Source organism: Mycobacterium sp. 94-17, assembly GCF_035617725.1.
Classification (GTDB): domain Bacteria; phylum Actinomycetota; class Actinomycetes; order Mycobacteriales; family Mycobacteriaceae; genus Mycobacterium.
Window position 1 is genome coordinate 71,601 of record NZ_JAPIYN010000012.1, and the last position, 20,331, is coordinate 91,931.

19 protein-coding genes are annotated in these 20,331 nt (G+C 68.1%); 6 read left to right on the plus strand and 13 right to left on the minus strand.

Features of this window, described 5'->3' with window-relative positions; genetic code table 11:
• Positions 1–43: 43 nt before the first annotated feature.
• The 5 genes from secG to OQ789_RS15370 all read right to left on the minus strand — a co-directional run bounded on the left by secG (position 44) and on the right by OQ789_RS15370 (position 5,311).
• Positions 44–277: a preprotein translocase subunit SecG gene (gene secG / locus OQ789_RS15350; protein WP_324686814.1), complete on the minus strand. Its 234-nt coding sequence runs from the start codon at positions 275–277 to the stop codon at positions 44–46.
• Positions 278–320: 43 nt separating this feature from the next.
• The gene (tpiA, locus tag OQ789_RS15355) at positions 321–1,106 is read right to left on the minus strand and encodes a triose-phosphate isomerase (protein WP_324686815.1); all 786 of its coding nucleotides are present in this window, start codon (positions 1,104–1,106) and stop codon (positions 321–323) included.
• A gap of 14 nt (positions 1,107–1,120) precedes the next feature.
• Positions 1,121–2,350 carry a phosphoglycerate kinase gene (locus OQ789_RS15360; protein WP_324686816.1) on the minus strand — a complete coding sequence of 410 codons (1,230 nt, stop codon included), beginning with the start codon at positions 2,348–2,350 and terminating at the stop codon, positions 1,121–1,123.
• Between the two features lie 3 nt (positions 2,351–2,353).
• The gene (gap, locus tag OQ789_RS15365) at positions 2,354–3,373 is read right to left on the minus strand and encodes a type I glyceraldehyde-3-phosphate dehydrogenase (protein ID WP_324686817.1); all 1,020 of its coding nucleotides are present in this window, start codon (positions 3,371–3,373) and stop codon (positions 2,354–2,356) included.
• Between the two features lie 129 nt (positions 3,374–3,502).
• Positions 3,503–5,311 carry a DUF3556 domain-containing protein gene (locus OQ789_RS15370; RefSeq protein WP_324686819.1) on the minus strand — a complete coding sequence of 603 codons (1,809 nt, stop codon included), beginning with the start codon at positions 5,309–5,311 and terminating at the stop codon, positions 3,503–3,505.
• A 271-nt stretch (positions 5,312–5,582) separates the two neighbouring features.
• Between OQ789_RS15370 and OQ789_RS15375 the strand changes: the two genes are divergently transcribed.
• The 5 genes from OQ789_RS15375 to OQ789_RS15395 all read left to right on the plus strand — a co-directional run bounded on the left by OQ789_RS15375 (position 5,583) and on the right by OQ789_RS15395 (position 10,888).
• Complete coding sequence (locus OQ789_RS15375) at positions 5,583–5,960, plus strand: hypothetical protein (protein WP_324686820.1); 378 nt, start codon at positions 5,583–5,585, stop codon at positions 5,958–5,960.
• 206 nt (positions 5,961–6,166) lie between these two features.
• Complete coding sequence (locus OQ789_RS15380; protein WP_324686928.1) at positions 6,167–6,907, plus strand: 1-acyl-sn-glycerol-3-phosphate acyltransferase; 741 nt, start codon at positions 6,167–6,169, stop codon at positions 6,905–6,907.
• Between the two features lie 15 nt (positions 6,908–6,922).
• A complete protein-coding gene (gene fadD12 / locus OQ789_RS15385) occupies positions 6,923–8,551 on the plus strand; it encodes an acyl-CoA ligase FadD12 (protein ID WP_324686929.1) in 1,629 nt (542 codons plus the stop codon).
• On the plus strand, positions 8,551–9,822 hold the full coding sequence (locus OQ789_RS15390; protein ID WP_324686821.1) for an alpha/beta hydrolase: 1,272 nt from the start codon (positions 8,551–8,553) through the stop codon (positions 9,820–9,822). Before fadD12 ends, OQ789_RS15390 begins: the two co-directional genes overlap by 1 nt.
• A gap of 220 nt (positions 9,823–10,042) precedes the next feature.
• On the plus strand, positions 10,043–10,888 hold the full coding sequence (locus OQ789_RS15395) for a DUF559 domain-containing protein (RefSeq protein ID WP_324686822.1): 846 nt from the start codon (positions 10,043–10,045) through the stop codon (positions 10,886–10,888).
• A 60-nt stretch (positions 10,889–10,948) separates the two neighbouring features.
• Here OQ789_RS15395 and OQ789_RS15400 read toward each other — a convergent pair whose 3' ends face one another.
• From OQ789_RS15400 to uvrC, 5 genes are all read right to left on the minus strand, one after another.
• Positions 10,949–12,343: a wax ester/triacylglycerol synthase family O-acyltransferase gene (locus OQ789_RS15400; protein ID WP_324686823.1), complete on the minus strand. Its 1,395-nt coding sequence runs from the start codon at positions 12,341–12,343 to the stop codon at positions 10,949–10,951.
• 178 nt (positions 12,344–12,521) lie between these two features.
• Positions 12,522–13,499 carry a DNA-binding protein WhiA gene (gene whiA / locus OQ789_RS15405; RefSeq protein ID WP_040631623.1) on the minus strand — a complete coding sequence of 326 codons (978 nt, stop codon included), beginning with the start codon at positions 13,497–13,499 and terminating at the stop codon, positions 12,522–12,524.
• Positions 13,496–14,572 (minus strand): uridine diphosphate-N-acetylglucosamine-binding protein YvcK, encoded by a 1,077-nt coding sequence (yvcK, locus tag OQ789_RS15410; protein WP_324686824.1) that lies wholly within the window; start codon positions 14,570–14,572, stop codon positions 13,496–13,498. The genes whiA and yvcK overlap by 4 nt, the downstream gene beginning before the upstream one ends.
• Entirely contained in the window at positions 14,569–15,489 is a 921-nt protein-coding gene (rapZ, locus tag OQ789_RS15415; protein ID WP_324686825.1) for an RNase adapter RapZ, read from the minus strand. Before rapZ ends, yvcK begins: the two co-directional genes overlap by 4 nt.
• Positions 15,486–17,429: an excinuclease ABC subunit UvrC gene (uvrC, locus tag OQ789_RS15420; protein ID WP_324686826.1), complete on the minus strand. Its 1,944-nt coding sequence runs from the start codon at positions 17,427–17,429 to the stop codon at positions 15,486–15,488. The genes rapZ and uvrC overlap by 4 nt, the downstream gene beginning before the upstream one ends.
• 144 nt (positions 17,430–17,573) lie before the next feature.
• On the opposite strand from uvrC, the gene OQ789_RS15425 reads away from it, so the two are divergent.
• Positions 17,574–17,909, plus strand: coding sequence for a hemophore-related protein (locus OQ789_RS15425; protein WP_324686827.1), 336 nt, complete (start codon positions 17,574–17,576; stop codon positions 17,907–17,909).
• A 22-nt stretch (positions 17,910–17,931) separates the two neighbouring features.
• Here OQ789_RS15425 and OQ789_RS15430 read toward each other — a convergent pair whose 3' ends face one another.
• From OQ789_RS15430 to OQ789_RS15440, 3 genes are read right to left on the minus strand one after another with little or no spacing between them, the layout of a single operon-like run.
• A complete protein-coding gene (locus tag OQ789_RS15430) occupies positions 17,932–18,402 on the minus strand; it encodes a PH domain-containing protein (RefSeq protein ID WP_324686828.1) in 471 nt (156 codons plus the stop codon).
• Entirely contained in the window at positions 18,399–18,881 is a 483-nt protein-coding gene (ribH, locus tag OQ789_RS15435; RefSeq protein ID WP_324686829.1) for a 6,7-dimethyl-8-ribityllumazine synthase, read from the minus strand. Before ribH ends, OQ789_RS15430 begins: the two co-directional genes overlap by 4 nt.
• 43 nt (positions 18,882–18,924) lie before the next feature.
• On the minus strand, positions 18,925–20,202 hold the full coding sequence (locus tag OQ789_RS15440) for a bifunctional 3,4-dihydroxy-2-butanone-4-phosphate synthase/GTP cyclohydrolase II (protein WP_324686831.1): 1,278 nt from the start codon (positions 20,200–20,202) through the stop codon (positions 18,925–18,927).
• Between the last annotated feature and the right edge of the window lie 129 nt (positions 20,203–20,331).

Genomic DNA, 20,331 nt, shown 5'->3' on the forward strand with positions numbered 1-20,331 from the left:
ACCCAGTATCGACGCGGAGGGCAGCCTCCGCCCGTCGAAACAGTCAGCGGTACTTGATCAGCAGCGCCATGCCGACGATGCACACCAGCCAGATGCCGGTGATGAAATACGTCAGCCGGTCCAGGTTCTTCTCCACCACCGTGGAGCCGGACAGGCTGGACTGCACGCCCCCGCCGAACAGCGTTGACAGGCCGCCACCCTTGGCGCGGTGCAGCAGCACCAGCAGCACCACCAGGATGCTGGTGACGACCAGGGTGATCTGCAAAGCCAACTGCATGACGGCCAGCCTACCGGGGCGGCGCCGGTCTCAGGGCAGCACCCTAGGGAAGAGGCCCGCCGGCGGCGATCGCCGCCAGGGTGGCGAACTGCTCCCCGTCCAGGGACGCGCCGCCGACCAGACCGCCGTCGATGTCGTCGCGGGCGATCAGCTCGCCGATGTTCTTGGCGTTCACCGAGCCGCCGTAGAGCACCCGCATGTCCTCGGCGACCTGCCCGGAAGCCAGGGACGCCAACTCCTCGCGGATCGCCGCGCACACCTCTTGGGCGTCGCCCGCGCTGGCCACGCGCCCGGTGCCGATGGCCCACACCGGCTCGTAGGCGATGACGGTCTTGCCGATCTGTTCGGCGGACAGCCCGGCCAGCGAGCCGCGCAGCTGCTCGACGTTGTGGGCGACGTGATCGCCCGCCTCGCGGACCTCGAGATGCTCGCCGATGCAGACGATCGGGGTCAGTTCGTGCTTGAGCGCCGCGGCGGCCTTGGCGGCCACCACCGCGTCGTCCTCGTGGTGGTAGGTCCGCCGCTCGGAATGTCCGACGACGACGAACGTGCAACCCAGCTTGGCCAGAAAGGCCCCGCTGATCTCGCCGGTGTAGGCGCCCGCGTCGTGCTGCGACAGGTCCTGCCCGCCGTAGGTCAGCCGCAGCTTGTCGCCGTCGACCAGGGTCTGCACGCTGCGCAGATCGGTGAACGGCGGCAGGACGGTGACGTCCACCCTGTCGTAGTACTTGTCCGGCAACGCGAACGCGATCTTTTGCACCAGCGCGATGGCCTCGAAATGATTGAGGTTCATCTTCCAGTTGCCGGCGATCAACGGTTTGCGGCTCACGACTTCGGGCCTCCCTAGTTGTGGTCGGGCTGCGGTCGGCTCAACACCTCGATACCGGGAAGCGTCTTGCCCTCAAGGTATTCCAGCGACGCTCCGCCGCCGGTGGAGATATGCGAGAAGTCACCCTCCGGGATGCCCAGCGCGCGCACCGCGGCCGCCGAGTCCCCGCCGCCGACCACGCTGAACGCGCCCTTGCCGGTGGCCGCGGCGATCGCCTCGGCCACGCCCTTGGTGCCCGCGGCGAACGCCGGGAACTCGAACACCCCCATCGGCCCGTTCCAGAAGACCGTCTCGGCGTTGGACAGCAGCGTGGTGAACCGCTTGACCGATCCCGGCCCGATGTCCAGGCCCATCAGGTCGTCCGGGATGGCCTCGGCCGCGACGGTCCGCGGGGTGGCGTCGGCGGCGAACTTGTCGGCCACCACGATGTCCACCGGCAGCCGCAGCACGTCGACGTAGGTGTCCAGGAGCCGGCGGCAGGTGTCCACCATCTCGGTCTCGAGCAGCGACTTGCCAACCGAGAAACCTTGCGCAGCAAGGAAAGTGAAGCACATGCCGCCGCCGATGACGATGCTGTCGGCCTTGGTGGCCAGCGACTCGATGACGCCGAGCTTGTCGGACACCTTCGAGCCGCCGAGCACCACCGCGTAGGGGCGCCTGGTGGAGCTGGTCAACTGCTCGAGGACCTGGATCTCCTCGGCCACCAGCGTGCCCGCGTAGTGCGGCAGCAGGGTGGCGATGTCGTACACCGAGGCCTGTCTGCGGTGCACTACGCCAAACCCGTCGGAGACGAAAGCGCCTGTTGGCCCGACCAATTCGGCCAGCTGGCGGGCCAGCGCCAGCCGCTGGCCGTCGTCCTTGCTGGTTTCGCGGGCGTCGAAGCGGATGTTCTCCAGCAGCAGCACGTCACCGTCGGTGAGACCTTCGGCGCGCGCCAGCGCGTCCGTGCCGACGACGTCACCCGCCAGCTGCACGTGGCGGCCCAGCTGCTCGGACAGCGCCGCCGCGACGGGCGCCAGCGACAGCGCCGGGTCGGGCCCATCCTTGGGCCGCCCCAGGTGCGCGGTGATCACCACCTTGGCGCCCGCATCGACCAACGCCCGCAGAGTCGGCACCGAGGCGGTGATACGGCCGGGGTCGGTGATCCTGCCGTCATCCAGCGGCACGTTCAGATCAGAGCGCACCAGCACGCCGCGCGCAGAAACCCCTTCGGCGAGAAGGTCTTTAAGATTGTGGACGCTCACGGTCTACAGTGACTTGCCGACCAAGGCGACCAGGTCGACGAGGCGGTTGGAGTAGCCCCATTCGTTGTCGTACCAGGACACCACCTTGGCCTGGTTGTCGATCACCTTGGTCAGACCGGAGTCGAAGATCGAGCTGTGTGGGTCGGTGACGATGTCGCTGGATACGATCGGTGCGTCGTAGTACTTCAGGATGCCCTTCATCGGGCCGTCGGCGGCCGCCTTCATCGCGGCGTTGATCTGGTCGGCGGGGGCGGACTTCTTCAACTCGGCGGTCAGGTCGGTGACCGAGCCGGTGGGGATCGGCACCCGCAGCGCGTAGCCGTCCAGCTTGCCCTTGAGCTCGGGCAGCACCAGGCCGATCGCCTTGGCCGCGCCGGTGGAGGTCGGCACGATGTTCAGCGCGGCGGCGCGGGCGCGCCGCAGATCCTTGTGCGGGCCGTCCTGCAGGTTCTGATCCTGGGTGTAGGCGTGGATCGTGGTCATCAGGCCCTTGACGATGCCGAACTCGTCGTTGAGGACCTTCGCGATGGGGCCGAGGCAGTTCGTGGTGCACGAGGCGTTGGAGATGATGTTCTGGCTGCCGTCGTACTTGTCGTCGTTGACGCCCAGCACGATGGTGATGTCCTCGTCGGTGGCGGGCGCTGAGATGATGACCTTCTTGGCGCCGGCGTCCAGATGGCCCTTGGCCTTGGCGGCGTTGGTGAAGATGCCGGTGGACTCGACGACGACGTCGACGCCGAGGTCGCCCCAGGGCAGCGCCGCCGGGCCTTCCTTGACCTCGAGCGCCTTGATCTTCTTGTCGCCGACGACGATGGTGTCGTCACCCTCGAGGCTGACGTCGTGGGGCAGGCGGCCCAGGATGGAGTCGAATTTCAGCAGGTGCGCCAGGCTGGCATTGTCGGTGAGGTCGTTGACCGCGACCACCTCGATATCGGCGCTGCCCTGCTCCTGTTGAGCCAACAAGGCCCGGTAGAAGTTGCGGCCGATTCGACCGAAGCCGTTGATACCTACTCGGACCGTCACTTGTCTCTCCCTGTCTTTCTTTCCTGTGTCCGCTGACTTGCGCTGTTCGCCAGCCTAGATCAGGGACGCCTGGCGTTGCCGCGCTGGTACATCACCCGTGACGTCGGCCACACGCGACGACCGCGGTGGTCACCGATCGCCGCGCCGGGTCGTCCGCAGCGGGTCGCCGCCATCGCTTCGCGGCGGGTCGCCGCCATCGATGACGTGGACCGGATAGTCGTCACCGGGCTCGGGCCAGGGCTGGCGGCTCAGCATGTCCGCGACGTCGACGTACCCCGCTTCGATCAGGCCGCTCCTGGCGTCGACGATGCGATAGGCCTGCGTCCGGCGCTGGATCGGCTGGGCCTCCAAGATGATCACCCGCACCTGACCCTCGTCGAAGTCGCAGCGCCGCTGCACGGCGGCCAGCAGCTGTTCGTTGTGCAGGTGGCCCTCGCCAAAGTTCCACCCGATCAGCGGCCCGGCGATGATCTCGCCGTCGCGCAGCAGGTAGTCGGCCTCGTCGGCGCCGTCGGGTAACGCGCGCGCCACCAGCCCGCCCAGCGCCCGGCCGTGGGTGTGCATGGATCGCCACGCCATCAGCTTGTCGATCATGAGTTCGGCGGTCTGCGGATCGTAAAGCCCGGCAAGCTGATTGGGTGCCAGCGCCGAGGACTTGGTGATATTCGCCTCGAGTTTGTCCTCGACGCCCTTGCGCAGGCACCAGGTACTGGTAGCCCAGTTTCCGGCGTAGTAGCGCATCGCCGGCAGGAATGAAACCTGTTGCGGGTAGAGGTTTCCCACGATCGGCACCACCGCGAGCGCGACAATCAGGATGATCAGCAGCAGCGGCGAGCTCAGCCCGGCGGCGGTGACGCCGGCGTAGTGCCCGAACAGATAGAACAGCGAAAAGATGAAGAAGACGTTCCACTCCAACGGGACTCCCATCGGGATGGTGGACGTGATGTTGAGGTGGAACAGCACCATGAAGGCGATCAGGAACCACGCCCACTGGTGGCCGTCGGCGACGAACACCAGAACCAGCGGCACCAGGAACTCCGCGGTGGTCCCGCCGACGTGGGCCATCACCTTCGGTATCCACGAGGGCCGCAGGTCGTCGACCGGGTCGAGGTAGAGCCGGCGCTTGAACCAGTTGAACGCCCGGCTGCGCAGCAACGGGTTGTTGCTCATCATCACCGCGACGACGTACGGGAAGTGGTGGTTGAGCTTGGAGGTCGCCGCGCCCCACCACAGCGCCAGCATGATGATCTTGAAAGCGGCGATCTGGTCGGTGAACCCGAAGAAGAACACCACCAGAGTCAGCCCGTAGTGCTCACCGCGCGCCGCCAGGAACACGGTCTTGTCCCGCAGCCCCAGCAGCGCGAGCGCGACGATGGCGGGCACCACCAGTAGGGGGTCGATCAGGCCGACGTCATGCGCCGGGGTGACCGGACCGCCCCGGCCCGGTGACAGCAGCGCCCAGACGCCGGAGCCCAGGATCACCAGATACAGCGCCACGTCGACGACGGTGCGGCTGTCACCACGGGTGAACGGCACCTTGTCGGGCCAGGGCGGCAGCCGAATGGTGTTGGGCCGCAACCAGTACAGGAAGCCGCCGAACGGCGGCCAGAACCGCGCGGTCAGTGGCCCCGATCCGCAGCCCAGGCCCAGGATCTCGAACAGCAGCGTGAAGACGACCAGCTTCTGGTACACGATCGGCTGCGTCCACCAGTCGGTGATGTGGCCGAGGCCGCCCAGGCCCGGCGTCAGCGAGATCACCGCGGCCGCGCCGGCGGCGTACCCGGCGATCTTGAAGACGTAGAACAGGTAGACCGCGTACGGGGAACCGAATCCGTGTTCGACCCAGTGCCGGGTCATGATCTGGCGCCGGGTCGGGCGCGGCAGATCGAGCCACGTCTGCGGGTCGACGTCGGGAAACTCCGGAGTCATGAATCCCATGGGCGGCCTCGTTTCTCTCGAGAAACCAGCTGGCTCATAGAATGTATCGGCCCCGCCGCTGCCGCGCGCCGATTTGCGCGTCAACGCTTCCGGGCCAGCATCCCGCCGACGATATGACGACGAAAACCGCTGCGGCAACGGGTGATTCAGTGCGGCATTCCCCGGCGGACCCGCGGTCTCGCCCCCGAGCCCACAAATCGCCGGCGCAACTTGTCGATAAGGACGTCCAGGACCCGCCGATCCTGCTCGGCGATGCCCCCAGGCAGCGGAAGTGAGCGATGGCATCGAGGTCGCCGCGGGCTTCCGCGGCGACGATTGTGCGCAGATAGTCGTCGACGCGCTCGTCGATGAGGTCGCGCCGCCCGACGAGCAAACGGACGAAGTAGTCGGCCTGCAGCTGATCCGCGGTACCCGGGGCGGCCGCGGCGAGCGCACCGGCGGCCCGCTCGACGGCCGGCGCGGGGCGGGACAAGTGGTCACCCGGGCGGGTGGTCTCCGCGCGGACCGCGGCGGGTTGGGAGCGCCGCACGGGCCGGACCGCGACGGCAGCCGATCTGCGAGCGGCGCCCGAACGCGCGCCGCGTTCGGGCGACAGACCGGCTACGTCCATCGGATTCCCTTTGCTCGAAGATTAGTTAGGTTGGCGTAACAATAGCGGCCCCGGGCCTGCCCAACCAACCCGTGGGTCGAAAGATGAAACACCGTGACAGCGGCGCGGCCCCGGTCGCTACCATCGAGGGAATCGACCCCGGCGAAGCGGCCCGGCGCGAGCGTCAAGGGAGGAACGTGACCGACAACGGCAACCCCGACGGCGGGGATATCGGCAAATTCGATCCCGGCTTGACCCAGCGCCTCATGGCGGTGACGCGCATGGCCCTCAAGACGTATTTCCGTTCCGAGGTGCACGGGCTGGAGTCCTTCCCGCCCGGCGGCGCACTGGTCGTGGCCAACCACTCGGGCGGCCAGCTCCCCATGGATGTCCCGATCTTCAGCATCGACTTCTACGACAAGTTCGGATACGACCGGCCGGTCTACACGCTGAGCCACGACTTCATCTTCTTGGGCCCCACGGGCAACTTCTTCCGACGACTCGGCTACATCCGGGCTAATCGGGAGAACGCGGCCAAGGCATTGCAGTCCGGCGGCGTCGTGGTCGTCTTTCCCGGCGGCGACTACGACGTGTACCGGCCGACGTTGTCGGAGAACGTCATCGACTTCAACGGGCGCAAGGGGTACGTCAGCACCGCGATCGAAGCGGGCGTGCCGATCGTGCCCGCGGTTTCCGTCGGGGGCCAAGAGACCCAGCTCTACCTGTCCCGCGGCACCTGGCTGGCACGCACGTTGCAACTCAAGCGCCTCATCCGCAGCGACATCCTCCCGCTGTCGTTCGGATTTCCGTTCGGCTTCAGCGCCGCGATCCCGCCGAATCTGCCGCTGCCCGCCAAGATCGTGACCCAGGTGCTCGAGCCGATCGACATCGCCAAGCAGTTCGGCGACGACCCCGATGTCGATGAAGTCGACGAGTATGTGCGGTCGGTGATGCAGCAGGGCCTGACCGAGCTCGCCGCCAAGCGTCGCTTCCCGATCGTGGGCTGAGCCGTGCCGAATCCGTTGAGCGAGGCCCTCGGCCTGGTCACCACGCTGAGCCGCTCCGGCATGATCGCGCCGATGCGGCCCGACCGCTACCTCAAGATGGCCGCGGCGATGCGCCGCGAGGGCATGGGCATGACCGTAGGCTTCGCCAGCGCGGCGCAGCGCTGCCCCGACCGTCCCGGGCTGATCGACGAAGTCGGCACGCTGACCTGGCGGGAGCTCGACGAACGGATCAACGCGTTCGGCGCCGCGTTACAAGACCTGCCGGCGGGTCAGCCGAAGGTCGTCGGCATCATGTGCCGCAACCACCGCGGCTTCGTCGAGGCGCTGGTGGCCGTCAACCGGATCGGCTCCGACGTCGTGCTGCTGAACACGTCGTTCGCCGGGCCTGCGCTGGCCGAGGTGGTCAACCGCGAGCGCGTCGACGCCGTGGTGTACGACGAGGAGTTCACCCCGACGGTGGACCGCGCGCTGGCGGACAGGCCCGACGCCGGCCGCATCGTGGCCTGGGCCGACGGGCAGCACGAGCTGACCGTCGAGAAGCTGATCGCCGATCACGCCGGCCAACAGCCCCGGCGGTCCGGCCGCAAAGGCAGGATGATCCTGCTCACCTCCGGCACCACCGGAACACCCAAGGGCGCCAACCAAAGCGGCGGCAACGCCGGAATGGGCACCCTCAAGGCGATCCTGGACCGCACGCCGTGGCGCGCCGAAGAAAACGTCGTGATCGTCGCGCCGATGTTCCACGCGTGGGGCTTCTCCCAACTGATCTTCGCCGCGTCCATGGCCTGCACGGTGATCACGCGGCGCAAATTCGACCCCGAGGCCACGCTGGATCTCATCGACCGCCATCGGGCCACCGGGCTCGCCGTGGTGCCGGTGATGTTCGACCGCATCATGGAGCTGCCCGCCGAGGTGCGACGCCGCTACAGCGGACGTTCGTTGCGGTTCGCCGCGGCATCGGGATCGCGCATGCGCCCCGACGTGGTGGTCGCGTTCATGGACGCGTTCGGCGACGTGATCTACAACAACTACAACGCCACCGAAGCCGGCATGATCGCGACGGCCACCCCGCAGGACCTGCGCGCGGCACCCGACACCGCGGGCCGGCCCGCGGGGGGAACCGAAATCCGAATCCTGGACCCGGAATTCAATGAACTGTCCACCGGTGGAGTCGGCAGCATCTACGTGCGCAACAACACGCAGTTCGACGGCTACACCGAGGGCTCCGCCGGCAAGGGGAAGGACTTCCACGCCGGATTCATGTCGTCGGGCGACGTGGGCTATCTCGACGAGGCGGGGCGTCTGTTCGTCGTCGGCCGCGACGACGAAATGATCGTCTCCGGCGGCGAGAACGTGTACCCGATCGAAGTGGAGAAGACCCTGGCGGCACACCCCGACGTGGCGGAAGCATCGGTGATCGGCGTGGACGACGCGCAGTACGGGCAACGGCTGGCGGCGTTCGTCGTGCTGGAGCCCGGCGCCGCACTTGATGCGGCCGCCGCCCCCGAGGCCCTCAAGCAGCATGTGCGCGAGAACCTCGCCAACTACAAGATCCCCCGCGAGATCACCGTGCTGGACCAACTTCCGCGCAGCAGCACCGGCAAGATCCTGCGCGCCGACCTGCAGGCGCGGGTGAACGGCTGATGCGGCTCTCCCAAACGATCAGGAAACCCCGGCCGATCGCCCGGGCCGCGCTCGAATTGACCAACGCCGCCAACGGATTACGACCGCTGGCCCGCAAGGGCTACAGCACCGTGCTGGTCTTCTGGTTCGGCTGGCCGGCCTCCGAGGTGCCCGGCGTCTACTTCTTCGCCTCGCTGCTCGACGCGGTGCGACGGGGTCGACGCGGCGACTTCGCCGGACGGCGCGGAAAGGCCGCGCTGGCGCTGACGATGACGTCCTGGGCCATCCTGGGTGTGATCCGCTACCGCGGCGTCACCACTCCCGGCCCGGTGCTGGAGGCGGGGCTGCGCGACCAACTGGGCGACGACTACGAAGAGGCGCTGAACAAGCTGCCGCACACCACACCGACACGCAGCGGGCGGCGCACCCTGCCGCTGGGCAACACGGTGGCGCGTCGCCGCTATGTCGAGAAGACGAGTGTGGTGTCCTACGGTCCGCATGGCCGCGCGAATCTCGCCGACATCTGGCGGCGCCGCGATCTGCCGCGCGACGGCAAGGCGCCGGTGCTGCTGCAGGTGCCCGGCGGCGCCTGGATGATCGGAATGCGTCGCCCCCAGGCCTATCCGCTGATGAGCCACCTGGCGGCGCGCGGGTGGGTGTGCGTGTCGATCGGCTACCGGGTGTCGCCGCGCCACACCTGGCCCGACCACATCGTCGACGTCAAACGCGCGCTGGCCTGGGTCAAGGAGAACATCGCCCGCTACGGCGGGGACCCGAACTTCGTGGCGATCACCGGCGGATCGGCCGGCGGCCACCTGTGTTCGCTCGCGGCGCTGACGCCCAACGACCCGAAATTCCAGCCCGGCTTCGAGGATGCCGACACCTCGGTGGTCGCCGCGGTGCCGGTGTACGGACGCTATGACTGGTTCTCCACCGAGGGTGAGGGCCGGCGCGAATTCGTCGCGATACTCGAAAAGCTGGTTGTCAAACGGAAATTCGCCACGCACCGCGACATCTACGTCGACGCGTCGCCCATCCGGCGGCTGCGCGCCGATGCGCCGCCCTTCTTCGTCCTGCACGGCCACGACGATTCGCTGATCCCGGTCGGCGAGGCCGCAGAGTTCGTCGAGGAGCTGCGCGCGGTATCCAAAAATCCGGTCGCCTACGCCGAATTGCCGCACGCCCAACACGCTTTCGACATCTTCAGTTCCCCGCGGGCGCATCGGTCCGCGGAGGCCGTGGCGCGATTCCTGTCGTGGGTGTACGCGACGAATCCGCCCGAGCGCGACTAGCGCTTGGCGCTTGGCGCTTGGCGCTTGGCGCTTGGCGCTTGGCGCGAGCGTCACGCTGGCGTGACTCCGGGGCGCGAGCGTCACGCTGGCGTGCACACGCCAGGCGCGAGCGTCACGCTGGCGTGACTCGGGGGCGCGAGCGTCACGCTGGCGTGGCTGGATGTGGATAGTCAGGCCGCACTGACCTGACGTCCGTCGCGGTTTATGCGACGCTGCCGCCATGGCGGAGCCATTCATCGGAAGTGAGGCCGTCGCGAACGGAGAACTCGTCAAGAGCGCTTTGCGAACGCAGTACAGGAGGTTGCACCGCGATGTGTACGTCGACCCTGGCGCCGAGCTCACTCCGCTGATTCAAGCCCGCGCGGCATGGCTGTGGTCGCGTCGGCGAGGCATTATCGCGGGGCTATCGGCCGCCGCTGTTCATGGTGCCCAGTGGGTGGACGCCACGGCTCCGCTTGAGATTCTCCATAGCAACAGAAACCCGTTGCCAGGATTGCGGATTCACAGTGACCGACTAGAAGACGACGAATTTACGCTGATTGACGGTGTTCCGGTGACGACGCCGGCGCGGACCGCTGTCGACCTGGGATGCTGGCACCCGATAAACGACGCCGTGGCCGTGATCGACGACCTGCTTCGCGCAACCAACTGCAAAGTAACTGAGTTTCAGATACTGGCCGAACGGTATCCGGGCCGCCGCGGCATTCAGTCGGCACGTCATGCAATTGATCTCGCGGATGCCGGCGCGCAGTCGCCCAAGGAAACGTGGGTGCGGCTGTTGCTGATACGGGCGGGGCTCCCCCGACCACAAACGCAGATCCCGGTCAGTGACGAATTCGGCGACTTGACTTACTACCTCGACATGGGGTGGGAGGATTTCAAAGTCGCTGCCGAGTACGACGGTGAGCAACATCGTCGGGACCGCTGGCAATACACGTGGGACATCAGGCGGCGCGAAACGCTGGAGCGCCTGGGCTGGATGGTTATTCGAGTGATCGCGGGGGATCGCCCCGCAGACATCGTCAGCCGGGTACGAGCTGCCTTGGCCTTACGGCAGTCACACTAGCGTGACGCTCGCTTGCGGCAGTCACGCTGGCGTGACGCTCGCCAGAGAACCCCGGGCAGGCTAACCGCTCTCCCGCGCGGCGGCCTTCTCCAGGTCGGTCAGGGCCGGCTCGATCCGATCGGCCATGTCGTCGATGTCGCCGGCCACCTCGGGCGTCGTCACGAAACCGAAGTCCAGGTAGTCGGTGTAGGAGAAGCAAGTGATGTTCAGCGCGACATCCATCACCGGCGGCCCCAGCGGCACCAGCGAATCGAGTTTGGCGCCGGCCATATACAGCGGGAACGGCGGTCCCGGGACGTTGGAGACAACCAGGTTGATAGGAGCCAGGTTTCGCGACAGCCCGCTGGCGGTGTAGGCCCGTGCGGCCAGCCCTAGTAGCCCGGGCGGCGTGGTCTCGGTCAACCCCATGATCTGATGCGCCGACAACGCCTTGGCCATCAGCTTGGCGGACTGGGTGCTTTCGTGGATAGCCCGCAGCCGCTCGCCGGGGTCTTCGATGTCGGTGGCCATCGAGACGGTCATCGAGCCCACCTTGTTGCCGATTTCGTCCTTATTCTCGTCGGTACGGGTGGAGACCGGGATCTGCGCGATCAGCGGTTTGGCCGGTAGCTCGCCGCGCTTCTGCAAGTAGTCGCGCGCCGCGCCGGCCACCAACGCGAGCACGACGTCGTTGAGCTTGACCCCGTACGCGTCCTTGACCGCCTTGGCGCGGGTGAGTTCGACGCGGCAGGCGGTGATACGCCGGTGCGGCGAGACCGACGCGTTGAACCGGGTTTTGGGCGCCTCGAAGTAGCGGGGCGGCCTGCTGCGCACACCCAGCGTGGCGACCTGCTGGCGCACGGTCTGCTCCATCAGCCGCGCGATGCGAAACGGCGTCTTGACACCGACGTTGATCAGCGCGCCCACGGCGCGCCGCTCCAGGCCCGGCAGCCGGAACCCCACCAGCGATCCGACCGTTTCCTGTTGCGGCGCACGCGGTTCCGGTGTGGCATCCAGCAGGATTTCGCCCAGCCCGGCGCCCGAGACCCCGTCGACGACGGCGTGGTGCATCTTGGTCAGCGTGGCCATCCGCCCGCCCTCGACACCCTCGATCACCCACATTTCCCACAGCGGGCGAGAGCGGTCCAGCTTGTAGGACATCAGCCTGCCCACCAGCTCCTCGAGCTCGCGGCGACCGCCCGGCGCGGGGACACCGATGCGGCGGACGTGGAAGTCGACATCCAGGTCCTCGTCTTCGACGAACCACGGCCGGTCCAGGCCCAGCGGCGCGCCGGTGACCCGCCACCGCAACTGCGGTACCTCCGGCAGGCGCTCGATCAGTAATTGACGGAGCCGTTGAAAGCTGTATCCGGCAGACTCCTTCGGGTCGCAGATCGCCAACGCCCCCACATGCATATGCCAGCCCGCAGTTTCTGCCGACCAAAACGCCGCGTCAACACTCGAAAGCCGCTTCATCACCCGACCGTAACCCCCTGACGCCCGCCCCACCAGCAATGCGAGCAATTAGCCGGGCGTCGTCAGGCTGGTCTTGACACGCCGACTCCTCAGCCCGCCGCTACGCGGCGCGCATCGTCGTCAGGCTGGTCTTGACACGCCGACTCCTCAGCCCGCCGCTACGCGGCGCGCATCGTCGTCAGGCGTCTTCCAGCAGGTCCGGCGTGACCGCCGACTCGGTGTCGGGAATGCCCTCTACCTTCGCCTTGCGGTCGGCCATCGACAGCAGCCGCCGAATTCGGCCCGCCACAGCATCTTTCGTCATCGGAGGGTCGGCCAGCCGGCCGAGCTCCTCCAGCGATGCCTGCCGGTGCTCGACGCGCAGCTTCCCGGCCGAGGCCAGATGGTCCGGCACGGTGTCGCCCAGGATCTCCAGCGCCCGCTCCACCCGGGCCGCCGCCGCGACCGCCGCCCGCGCCGAACGACGCAGGTTGGCGTCGTCGAAGTTCGCCAGCCGGTTGGCGGTGGCCCGGACCTCCCGCCGCATCCGGCGCTCCTCCCACACCAGCCGGGTGTCCTGCGCGCCCATCCGGGTCAGCAGCGCACCGATCGCCTCGCCGTCGCGCACCACCACCCGGTCGGCACCACGCACCTCGCGGGCCTTCGCGCTGACGCCGAGCCGGCGCGCGGCGCCCACCAACGCCAGCGCCGCCTCCGGGCCGGGGCAGCTCACCTCCAGCGCCGACGAACGTCCGGGCTCGGTCAGCGACCCGTGCGCCAGGAAGGCTCCGCGCCACGCGGCCTCGGCGTCGCCGACGCTGCCGCCCACCACCTGCGCGGGCAGACCGCGCACCGGGCGGCCACGATTGTCGAGCAAGCCGGTCTGGCGGGCCAGCGCCTCACCGTCATTGGCCACCCGCAACACGTAGCGGGTGCTCTTGCGAATCCCGCTGGCCGACAACACATGCACGACGGCGTTGTACCCGTAGAGCTCGAAAATGTCTTTGCGCAACCGCCGCGCGACGTTGCCCAGATCCACCTCGGCCTCGACCACGACGCGGCCACCGACGATGTGCAGCCCGCCGGCGAACCTCAGCAGGGACGTGACTTCCGCCCGGCGCGCGCTGACCGATTTCACAATGAGGCGGCTCAGTTCGTCCTTGACTTCGGTCGTCATCGCCACGCGTCGTCACCCCTTGGTCCGCTGCCTGCCGGTCCGCTTCCGCCGGCTTGTGGGCTTGCCCTGTCGACCCGAATATCCGCGGTGGCCGTGACCGGAGGCGCTCCCGGAGCCCTGCGGGCCGCCCGGACCCCCTCCAGGGCCGCCGCAAGTTTGCCTGGATCATGTAAAGGTGTACCAGGTCTGGCCACGTCGGCGAAGTGGACCTCGGCCGAAAGCAATGTGGCGGTGCGGCGCAGTTGATCGCGCTCGCGCTCACTGGGCACCCGTTCGGCGTCGATGATGATGTCGTGCACGCTGAATTCCGGTGCGTGCTGCGCCAGCACATGCAGATGACGTTCGACGGAGAAGCCGGCCGTCTCCCCCGGCTCTGCCACCAGGTTGAGCACCAGGGCGCGCCGCGCGGTGGTCGCCCGCAGCGCCGCCGCCAGCCCCGGCACCAGCACGTGCGGGATCACGCTGGTGAACCAGGAGCCGGGCCCGAGCACCACCAAATCGGCGGCCATGATGGCGTCGACGGCCTGCCGGGTCGCCGGGGGGTTGTCGGGCAGCAGCCGCACGCGGCGCACCTTGCCCGGTGTGGTCGCGATCGCCACCTGGCCGCGGATCAGCCGGAACATCCGCGGGTCGCTTTCCAGACCGGAGACGTCGGCCTCGATCTGCAGCGCGATCGGGCACATCGGCAGCACCCGCCCCTTGACGCCGAGGATGCGTCCCAGTTCGTCGAGGGCGGCCACCGGGTCGGCCAGCACCTCGGACAGGCCGGCCAGCAACAGGTTGCCGATCGGGTGCCCGGCCAGCGCACCGCTGCCGCCGAACCGATGCTGCAGGATTGTCGCCCACAGCCGCCCGTGCGGACTGTCAGATGCCAAGGCCGCCAACGCCATTCGCAGGTCACCCGGGGGCACCACACCCAGTTCGCCGCGCAACCGGCCCGACGAGCCGCCGTCGTCGGCGACGGTCACCACCGCGGTGACATGGGGTGTCAGCCGGCGGGCCGCCGACAGCGTCGCGTACAGGCCGTGTCCGCCGCCCATCGCGACGATGCCCCGGTTCGTCGGCTCGGTCATTCGCGGCCCAGATCCCGGTGCAGCACCCGTACCGACAGTTGCGCGTCGCCTTGCTGGGCGTTCAGCAGCTGCATCAACGCCTCGGCGATCGCGACGCTGCGGTGCTTGCCGCCGGTGCAGCCGATGGCGACCGTCATGTAACGCTTGCCCTCCCTGCGGTAGCCGTCGAGGACCAGAGACAGCAATCGATGGTAGGCGTCGAGGAATTCCGCCGCGCCGGGCTGGCTCAACACGTATTCGCGCACCGCCGGGTCCTGCCCGGTGCGTGGGCGCAATTCGTCGACCCAGTGCGGGTTCGGCAGGAAGCGCACGTCCATCACCATGTCGGCGTCCATCGGCAGGCCGTATTTGAAGCCGAACGACTCGACCGTGACGCTGGTGGTCGCGCTGGCGGCACCGCCGAACGCCCGCTCGATGGTCTCGCGCAGGCCGCGCACCGACAGCGTCGAGGTGTCGATGATCAGGTCGGCGGTGGCGCGCACCGATGCCAACATCCGGCGCTCGGCGGCGATACCCTCGGCCAGCGTCTGGTCGCCCTGCAGCGGGTGGCTACGGCGGTTCTGTTCGTAGCGGCGCACCAACATGTCGTCGGATGCTTCCATGAACACCACGCGCGGGGCGATGTTTCGGGTTGCCAACTCCGTGCGCACCGAGTCCAGGTCGCCGGTGAAGCCACGCGAGCGAACGTCCATCACCACCGCCAACTGGGTGATCCGCGAGCCGGCGGCCAGACCGAAATCGACCATCCGGGTGATCAGCTGCGGGGGCAGGTTGTCGGCCACGTACCAGCCGAGGTCTTCGAGCACCTTGGCCGCGGTACCCCGCCCGGCGCCGGACAATCCGGTCACCAGGACGACATCGATCCCGGCCGCGGCGTCCACCGAGTGGCTGCCCGCGAACTCACCCGGTCCGGTCATCGGGCGGCCTCGGACTGATCGGGTCGCAGCGCCTCCAGGACGGCGGTGGCGGTCGCCACCCCGATGCCGGGGACTGCGGTGATCTGGTCGACGGTGGCCTCCTTGAGGCGGGCTATCGATCCGAAATGGCTTACCAGGGCCTTGCGGCGATGTTCTCCCAATCCTGGCACCGAGTCGAGCACCGATGCCGTCATTCGCTTGGAACGCTTGCTGCGATGGTAGGTGATCGCGAACCGATGCGCTTCGTCACGCACGCGCTGCAGCAGATACAGGCCCTCGCTGTTGCGCGGCATGATGACCGGATCGGGCTCCGCGGGCACCCACACCTCTTCCAGCCGCTTGGCCAGTCCGATCACCGCGACGTCGGTGATGCCGAGCTCCTCAAGCACCGCGCTGGCCGCGTTGACTTGCGGCGCGCCGCCGTCGACGACGTACAGATTCGGCGGGTAGGCGAACCGGCGAGACTTTCCTTCGGGCGAAAGCATATTCGGATCCTGCTGCTCGCTCAGGTGCCGCGCGAAGCGGCGGCGGGTGACCTCGGCGATGGAGGCGACGTCGTCGGAGCGCCCCTGGCCGGCGGCTTCCCGGATGGCGAAGTGCCGGTAGTCCGATTTGCGCGGCAAACCGTCCTCGAACACCACCAGCGAGCCCACCACGTCGGTGCCCTGCACATGGCTGATGTCCACGCATTCGATGCGCAGCGGCGCGTCGGACAATCCGAGTGCCTCCTGGATGTTCTGTAGCGCAGCGGATCTGGCGTTGAAGTCGCCGGCACGCCTGAGCTTGTGCTGCTGCAGCGCCTCTTTCGCGTTGCGCTGCACGGTTTCGGCCAGCGCCCGCTTGTCGCCGCGCTGCGGCACCCGCAGCGCTACCCGGGATCCGCGCAGGGCGGACAGCCAGCTGGTCAGCTCGCCGGCATTGGACGGCAGGCAGGGCACCAGCACCTCGCGCGGCACCGGGTTCGCCGATTCGTCTGCGGCGCCACCTAATTCGGCCTGGTCTCCGTAGAACTGCGTCAGGAACTGTTCGACGAGCTGCTCCTCGCCGGAATCGCCGGGATCGGCGGACTTTTCGACGATCCAGCCGCGCTGGCCGCGGACCCGGCCACCGCGGACGTGGAACACCTGCACCGCGGCCTCGAGTTCGTCGTCGGCGAAGGCCACCACGTCGGCGTCGGTGCCATCGCCGAGGACGACAGCCTGCTTCTCCATCGCCCTCTTCACCGCGCCCAGGTCGTCGCGCAGTCGCGCGGCCCGCTCGAAATCGAGTCGCTCGGCCGCTGCGTTCATCTGCTGTTCCAGCTCCCGGGCGAATCGATCGGTCTTGCCGGAGAGGAAGTCGCAGAAGTCGTCCACGATCTGGCGGTGCTGCTCCGCGCTGACCCTGCCGATACACGGCGCCGAGCACTTGTCGATGTAGCCGAGCAGGCACGGACGGTCGATCTGCTTGTGCCGCTTGAACACTCCCGCCGAGCAGGTGCGTGCCGGAAACACCCGGGTGAGCAGATCCAACGTCTCACGGATGGCCCATGCGTGCGAGTACGGCCCGAAATACCGCACGCCTTTGCGGCGGGGGCCGCGATAGACCATCAGCCGCGGGAACTCCTCGTTCAGGGTCACCGCCAGCACCGGATAGGTCTTGTCGTCGCGGTAGCGGACGTTGAACCGCGGGTCGAACTCTTTGATCCAGTTGTATTCGAGCTGCAGTGCCTCGACTTCGGTGTTGACCACCGTCCACTCGACTTTGGCCGCGGTAGTCACCATCTGCCGGGTGCGCGGGTGCAGGCTCGAGATGTCGGCGAAGTATGACGTCAGCCGGCTGCGCAGGCTCTTGGCCTTGCCGACGTAGATGACTCGCCCGTGCGGATCCCGGAATCGGTAGACGCCGGGCTCGACCGGGATGGACCCGGGCGCGGGGCGGTAGGTGGCGGGATCGGGCACAGATCCAGGCTAGTAGCCGCCCCCGCGACGCCGGGACACACGGCGGCCCCGCGCCCCGGCCGGGGTGAGCGGGCGCCACCAATCCGGGAACCGGGCCGCTCGCCCGACGTAGAGTGGGCACAAAGCGATGGAGGCACATCGAAAATGACGAAGCGCTGGTTGGCCGCCCTGGCCATCGTCGGCTCCGTGGCGTGGGCGTCGGCCGCCGCGGTCGGGATCGCGTCGGCCGGCCCCGATTACGGCCCGATGATCAACACCGCGTGCAGCTACGACCAGGTGATGCGGGCGGTGCACGCGCAAAACCCGGCCGCCGCCCAGTACCTCGACCAGTCACCGCAGAACCAGCAGTTCCTGCAGCAGTACCTGGCGTCGTCGCCCGACCAGCGGCTGGACATGCTGCACGCGATCGAGCACAGCCAGGAGGGCCAGCAGGCCCTGCCGGTTCTCCGACAGATGCTGACGGATTGCTCTCAGTACTGAGTGCCTTGAGACGGCCGGGCGCTCAGTGCGCCTGCAGGTCCGGTCGATAGCGCGCCAGCAGCGCCCGCACCGTGTCCATGGCCGCCACCGCGCGACCCTTGTCGACGGCCTGGATGGCCATCACCGGGATGTACTCGTCGTCGGGCAGGTCGAGTCGCGCCCAGCGGTGACCCACCGGGAACGACACGCCGGCAACATCTGACCAATGGATCAGCTTGTCGCCCAACAGATTTCTTACCGAAACGCCCGACGGCCCCACGCGCAGCCGCGGCCGCGCCCACAACAGCACGACGCCGGCGATGACCAGGCCCAGCACCGCGATCGCTACCTGGTCGGCGGTCTGAAAGACCACCCCGGTGGAGCCCACCTTGAGCAGCAGCCCCACTGCGATGTGCGCCGCGGCGATGAGAAACGCCGCGCCGTAGGCGAATAACGGTGTGCGGTGCGGACGCAACACCGCGTCCCAGGTCTGGCGGTCGGGCGGCGGCGTCACGACCGGGCGCGCAACTCACGCAGGGTGAGCGCGGCGGACAGAGCCGCCCCGGCCGCCTGGGCCCCCTTATCCTCGGCCGACGCCGGAAGCCCGGCCCGATCCAGGGCCTGCTGCTCGTTGTCGGTGGTCAGCACGCCGTTGGCGACCGGCGTCGAGGCGTCCAGCGAGACCCGGGTCAGCCCCTGGGTGACCGCATCGCAGACATATTCGAAGTGCGGTGTCTGACCGCGGATCACTACGCCCAGCGCCACGACGGCATCGTGGGTGTGCGCGAGTTCCTGTGCCACCACCGGGATTTCGATCGCGCCAAGCACGCGGACCACCGTGGGATCCGCGACACCGGACGCGGCGGCGACTTTGCGCGCGCCCTCGAGCAGCGCGTCGCAGATCTCGCCGTGCCAGGTGCTCGCCACGATGCCGAGCCGAAGTCCGGATGCGTCAAGCGTCGGCACCTCCGGCACGCCGGCGCCACCACTCACTGTCGCCGCTCCTCATCGCTTCGCTCTGAATCGTCGCCGGCGGTCACAGAGCACCGCCGAATTCTCCTGGCAGATGGACGGATTCGTGAAAGTCGTCGAGCCCGACCAGGTCGTGGCCCATCTTGTCCCGCTTGGTCATCAGATAACGGATGTTCTCCGCGTTGGCGCGCACCGGCAGCGGCACCCGTTCGATGATGTGCAGACCGTACCCGTCCAGCCCGACCCGCTTGGCGGGGTTGTTGGTCAGCAGCCGCATCGAGCGCACCCCGAGATCCACGAGTATTTGCGCGCCGATACCGTAATCCCTTGCGTCGGCGGGCAATCCGAGCTTGAGATTGGCATCGACGGTGTCCTCACCGGCGTCCTGTAGCTGATAGGCCTGCAGTTTGTGCATCAGTCCGATGCCGCGGCCCTCGTGGCCGCGCATGTAGAGCACGATGCCGCGTCCCTCGCGCGCCACCATCGCCATCGCGGCATCCAGCTGGGGCCCGCAATCGCAGCGGCGCGAACCGAACACGTCACCGGTCAGGCATTCGGAGTGCACGCGCACCAGCACGTCGTCACCCTCGGAGTCGGGCCCGGCGATGTCGCCACGCACCAGTGCGACGTGTTCGACCTCTTCGTAGATGCTGGCGTAGCCGATGGCGCGGAATTCGCCGTGCCGCGTGGGTATCCGGGCCTCGGCGATCCGTTCGATGTGCTTCTCGTGCTTGCGCCGCCACTCGATCAGGTCCGCGATGGTGATCATCGCGAGGTCGTGTTCGTCGGCGAACACCCGCAGCTCGTCGGTCTGCGCCATCGAGCCCTCGTCCTTTTGGCTGACGATCTCGCAGATGGCGCCGGCGGGCTGCAGCCCGGCCAGCCGGGCGAGGTCGACGGCGGCCTCGGTATGACCGGGACGGCGCAACACACCACCGTCCTTGGCGCGCAACGGAACCACGTGACCCGGCCGGGTGAAGTCTTCGGCGATACTGGCGGGATCGGACAGCAGGCGCATCGTGGTGGCCCGGTCCGAGGCGGAGATCCCGGTGCCCACGCCCCGTCGCGCGTCGACCGTGACGGTGTAGGCGGTGCCGTGCTTGTCCTGGTTGACGGCGTACATCGGCAACAGGCCCAGCCGGTCGCAGATCGCGCCGTCGAGCGGCACACACAGGTATCCCGAGGTGTAGCGCACCATGAAGGCCACCATTTCCGGTGTCGCCTTCTCGGCGGCGAAGATCAGATCGCCTTCGTTCTCGCGGTCCTCGTCGTCGATGACGATGACGGCCTTGCCGGCCGCAATGTCGGCAACCGCCCTCTCGACGGAGTCCAACCTCGTCATCTTTGCTACCTCGCCGTTCCCGCCGCGCGGCGGGAACACTGTCGAAACGGCCCACACGAGAAGCCCACGTGTTGCATTCAGTATGAACCACGGCGGCGCCGCGGTTATTGCCGCGGCTTGCTCAGTGGG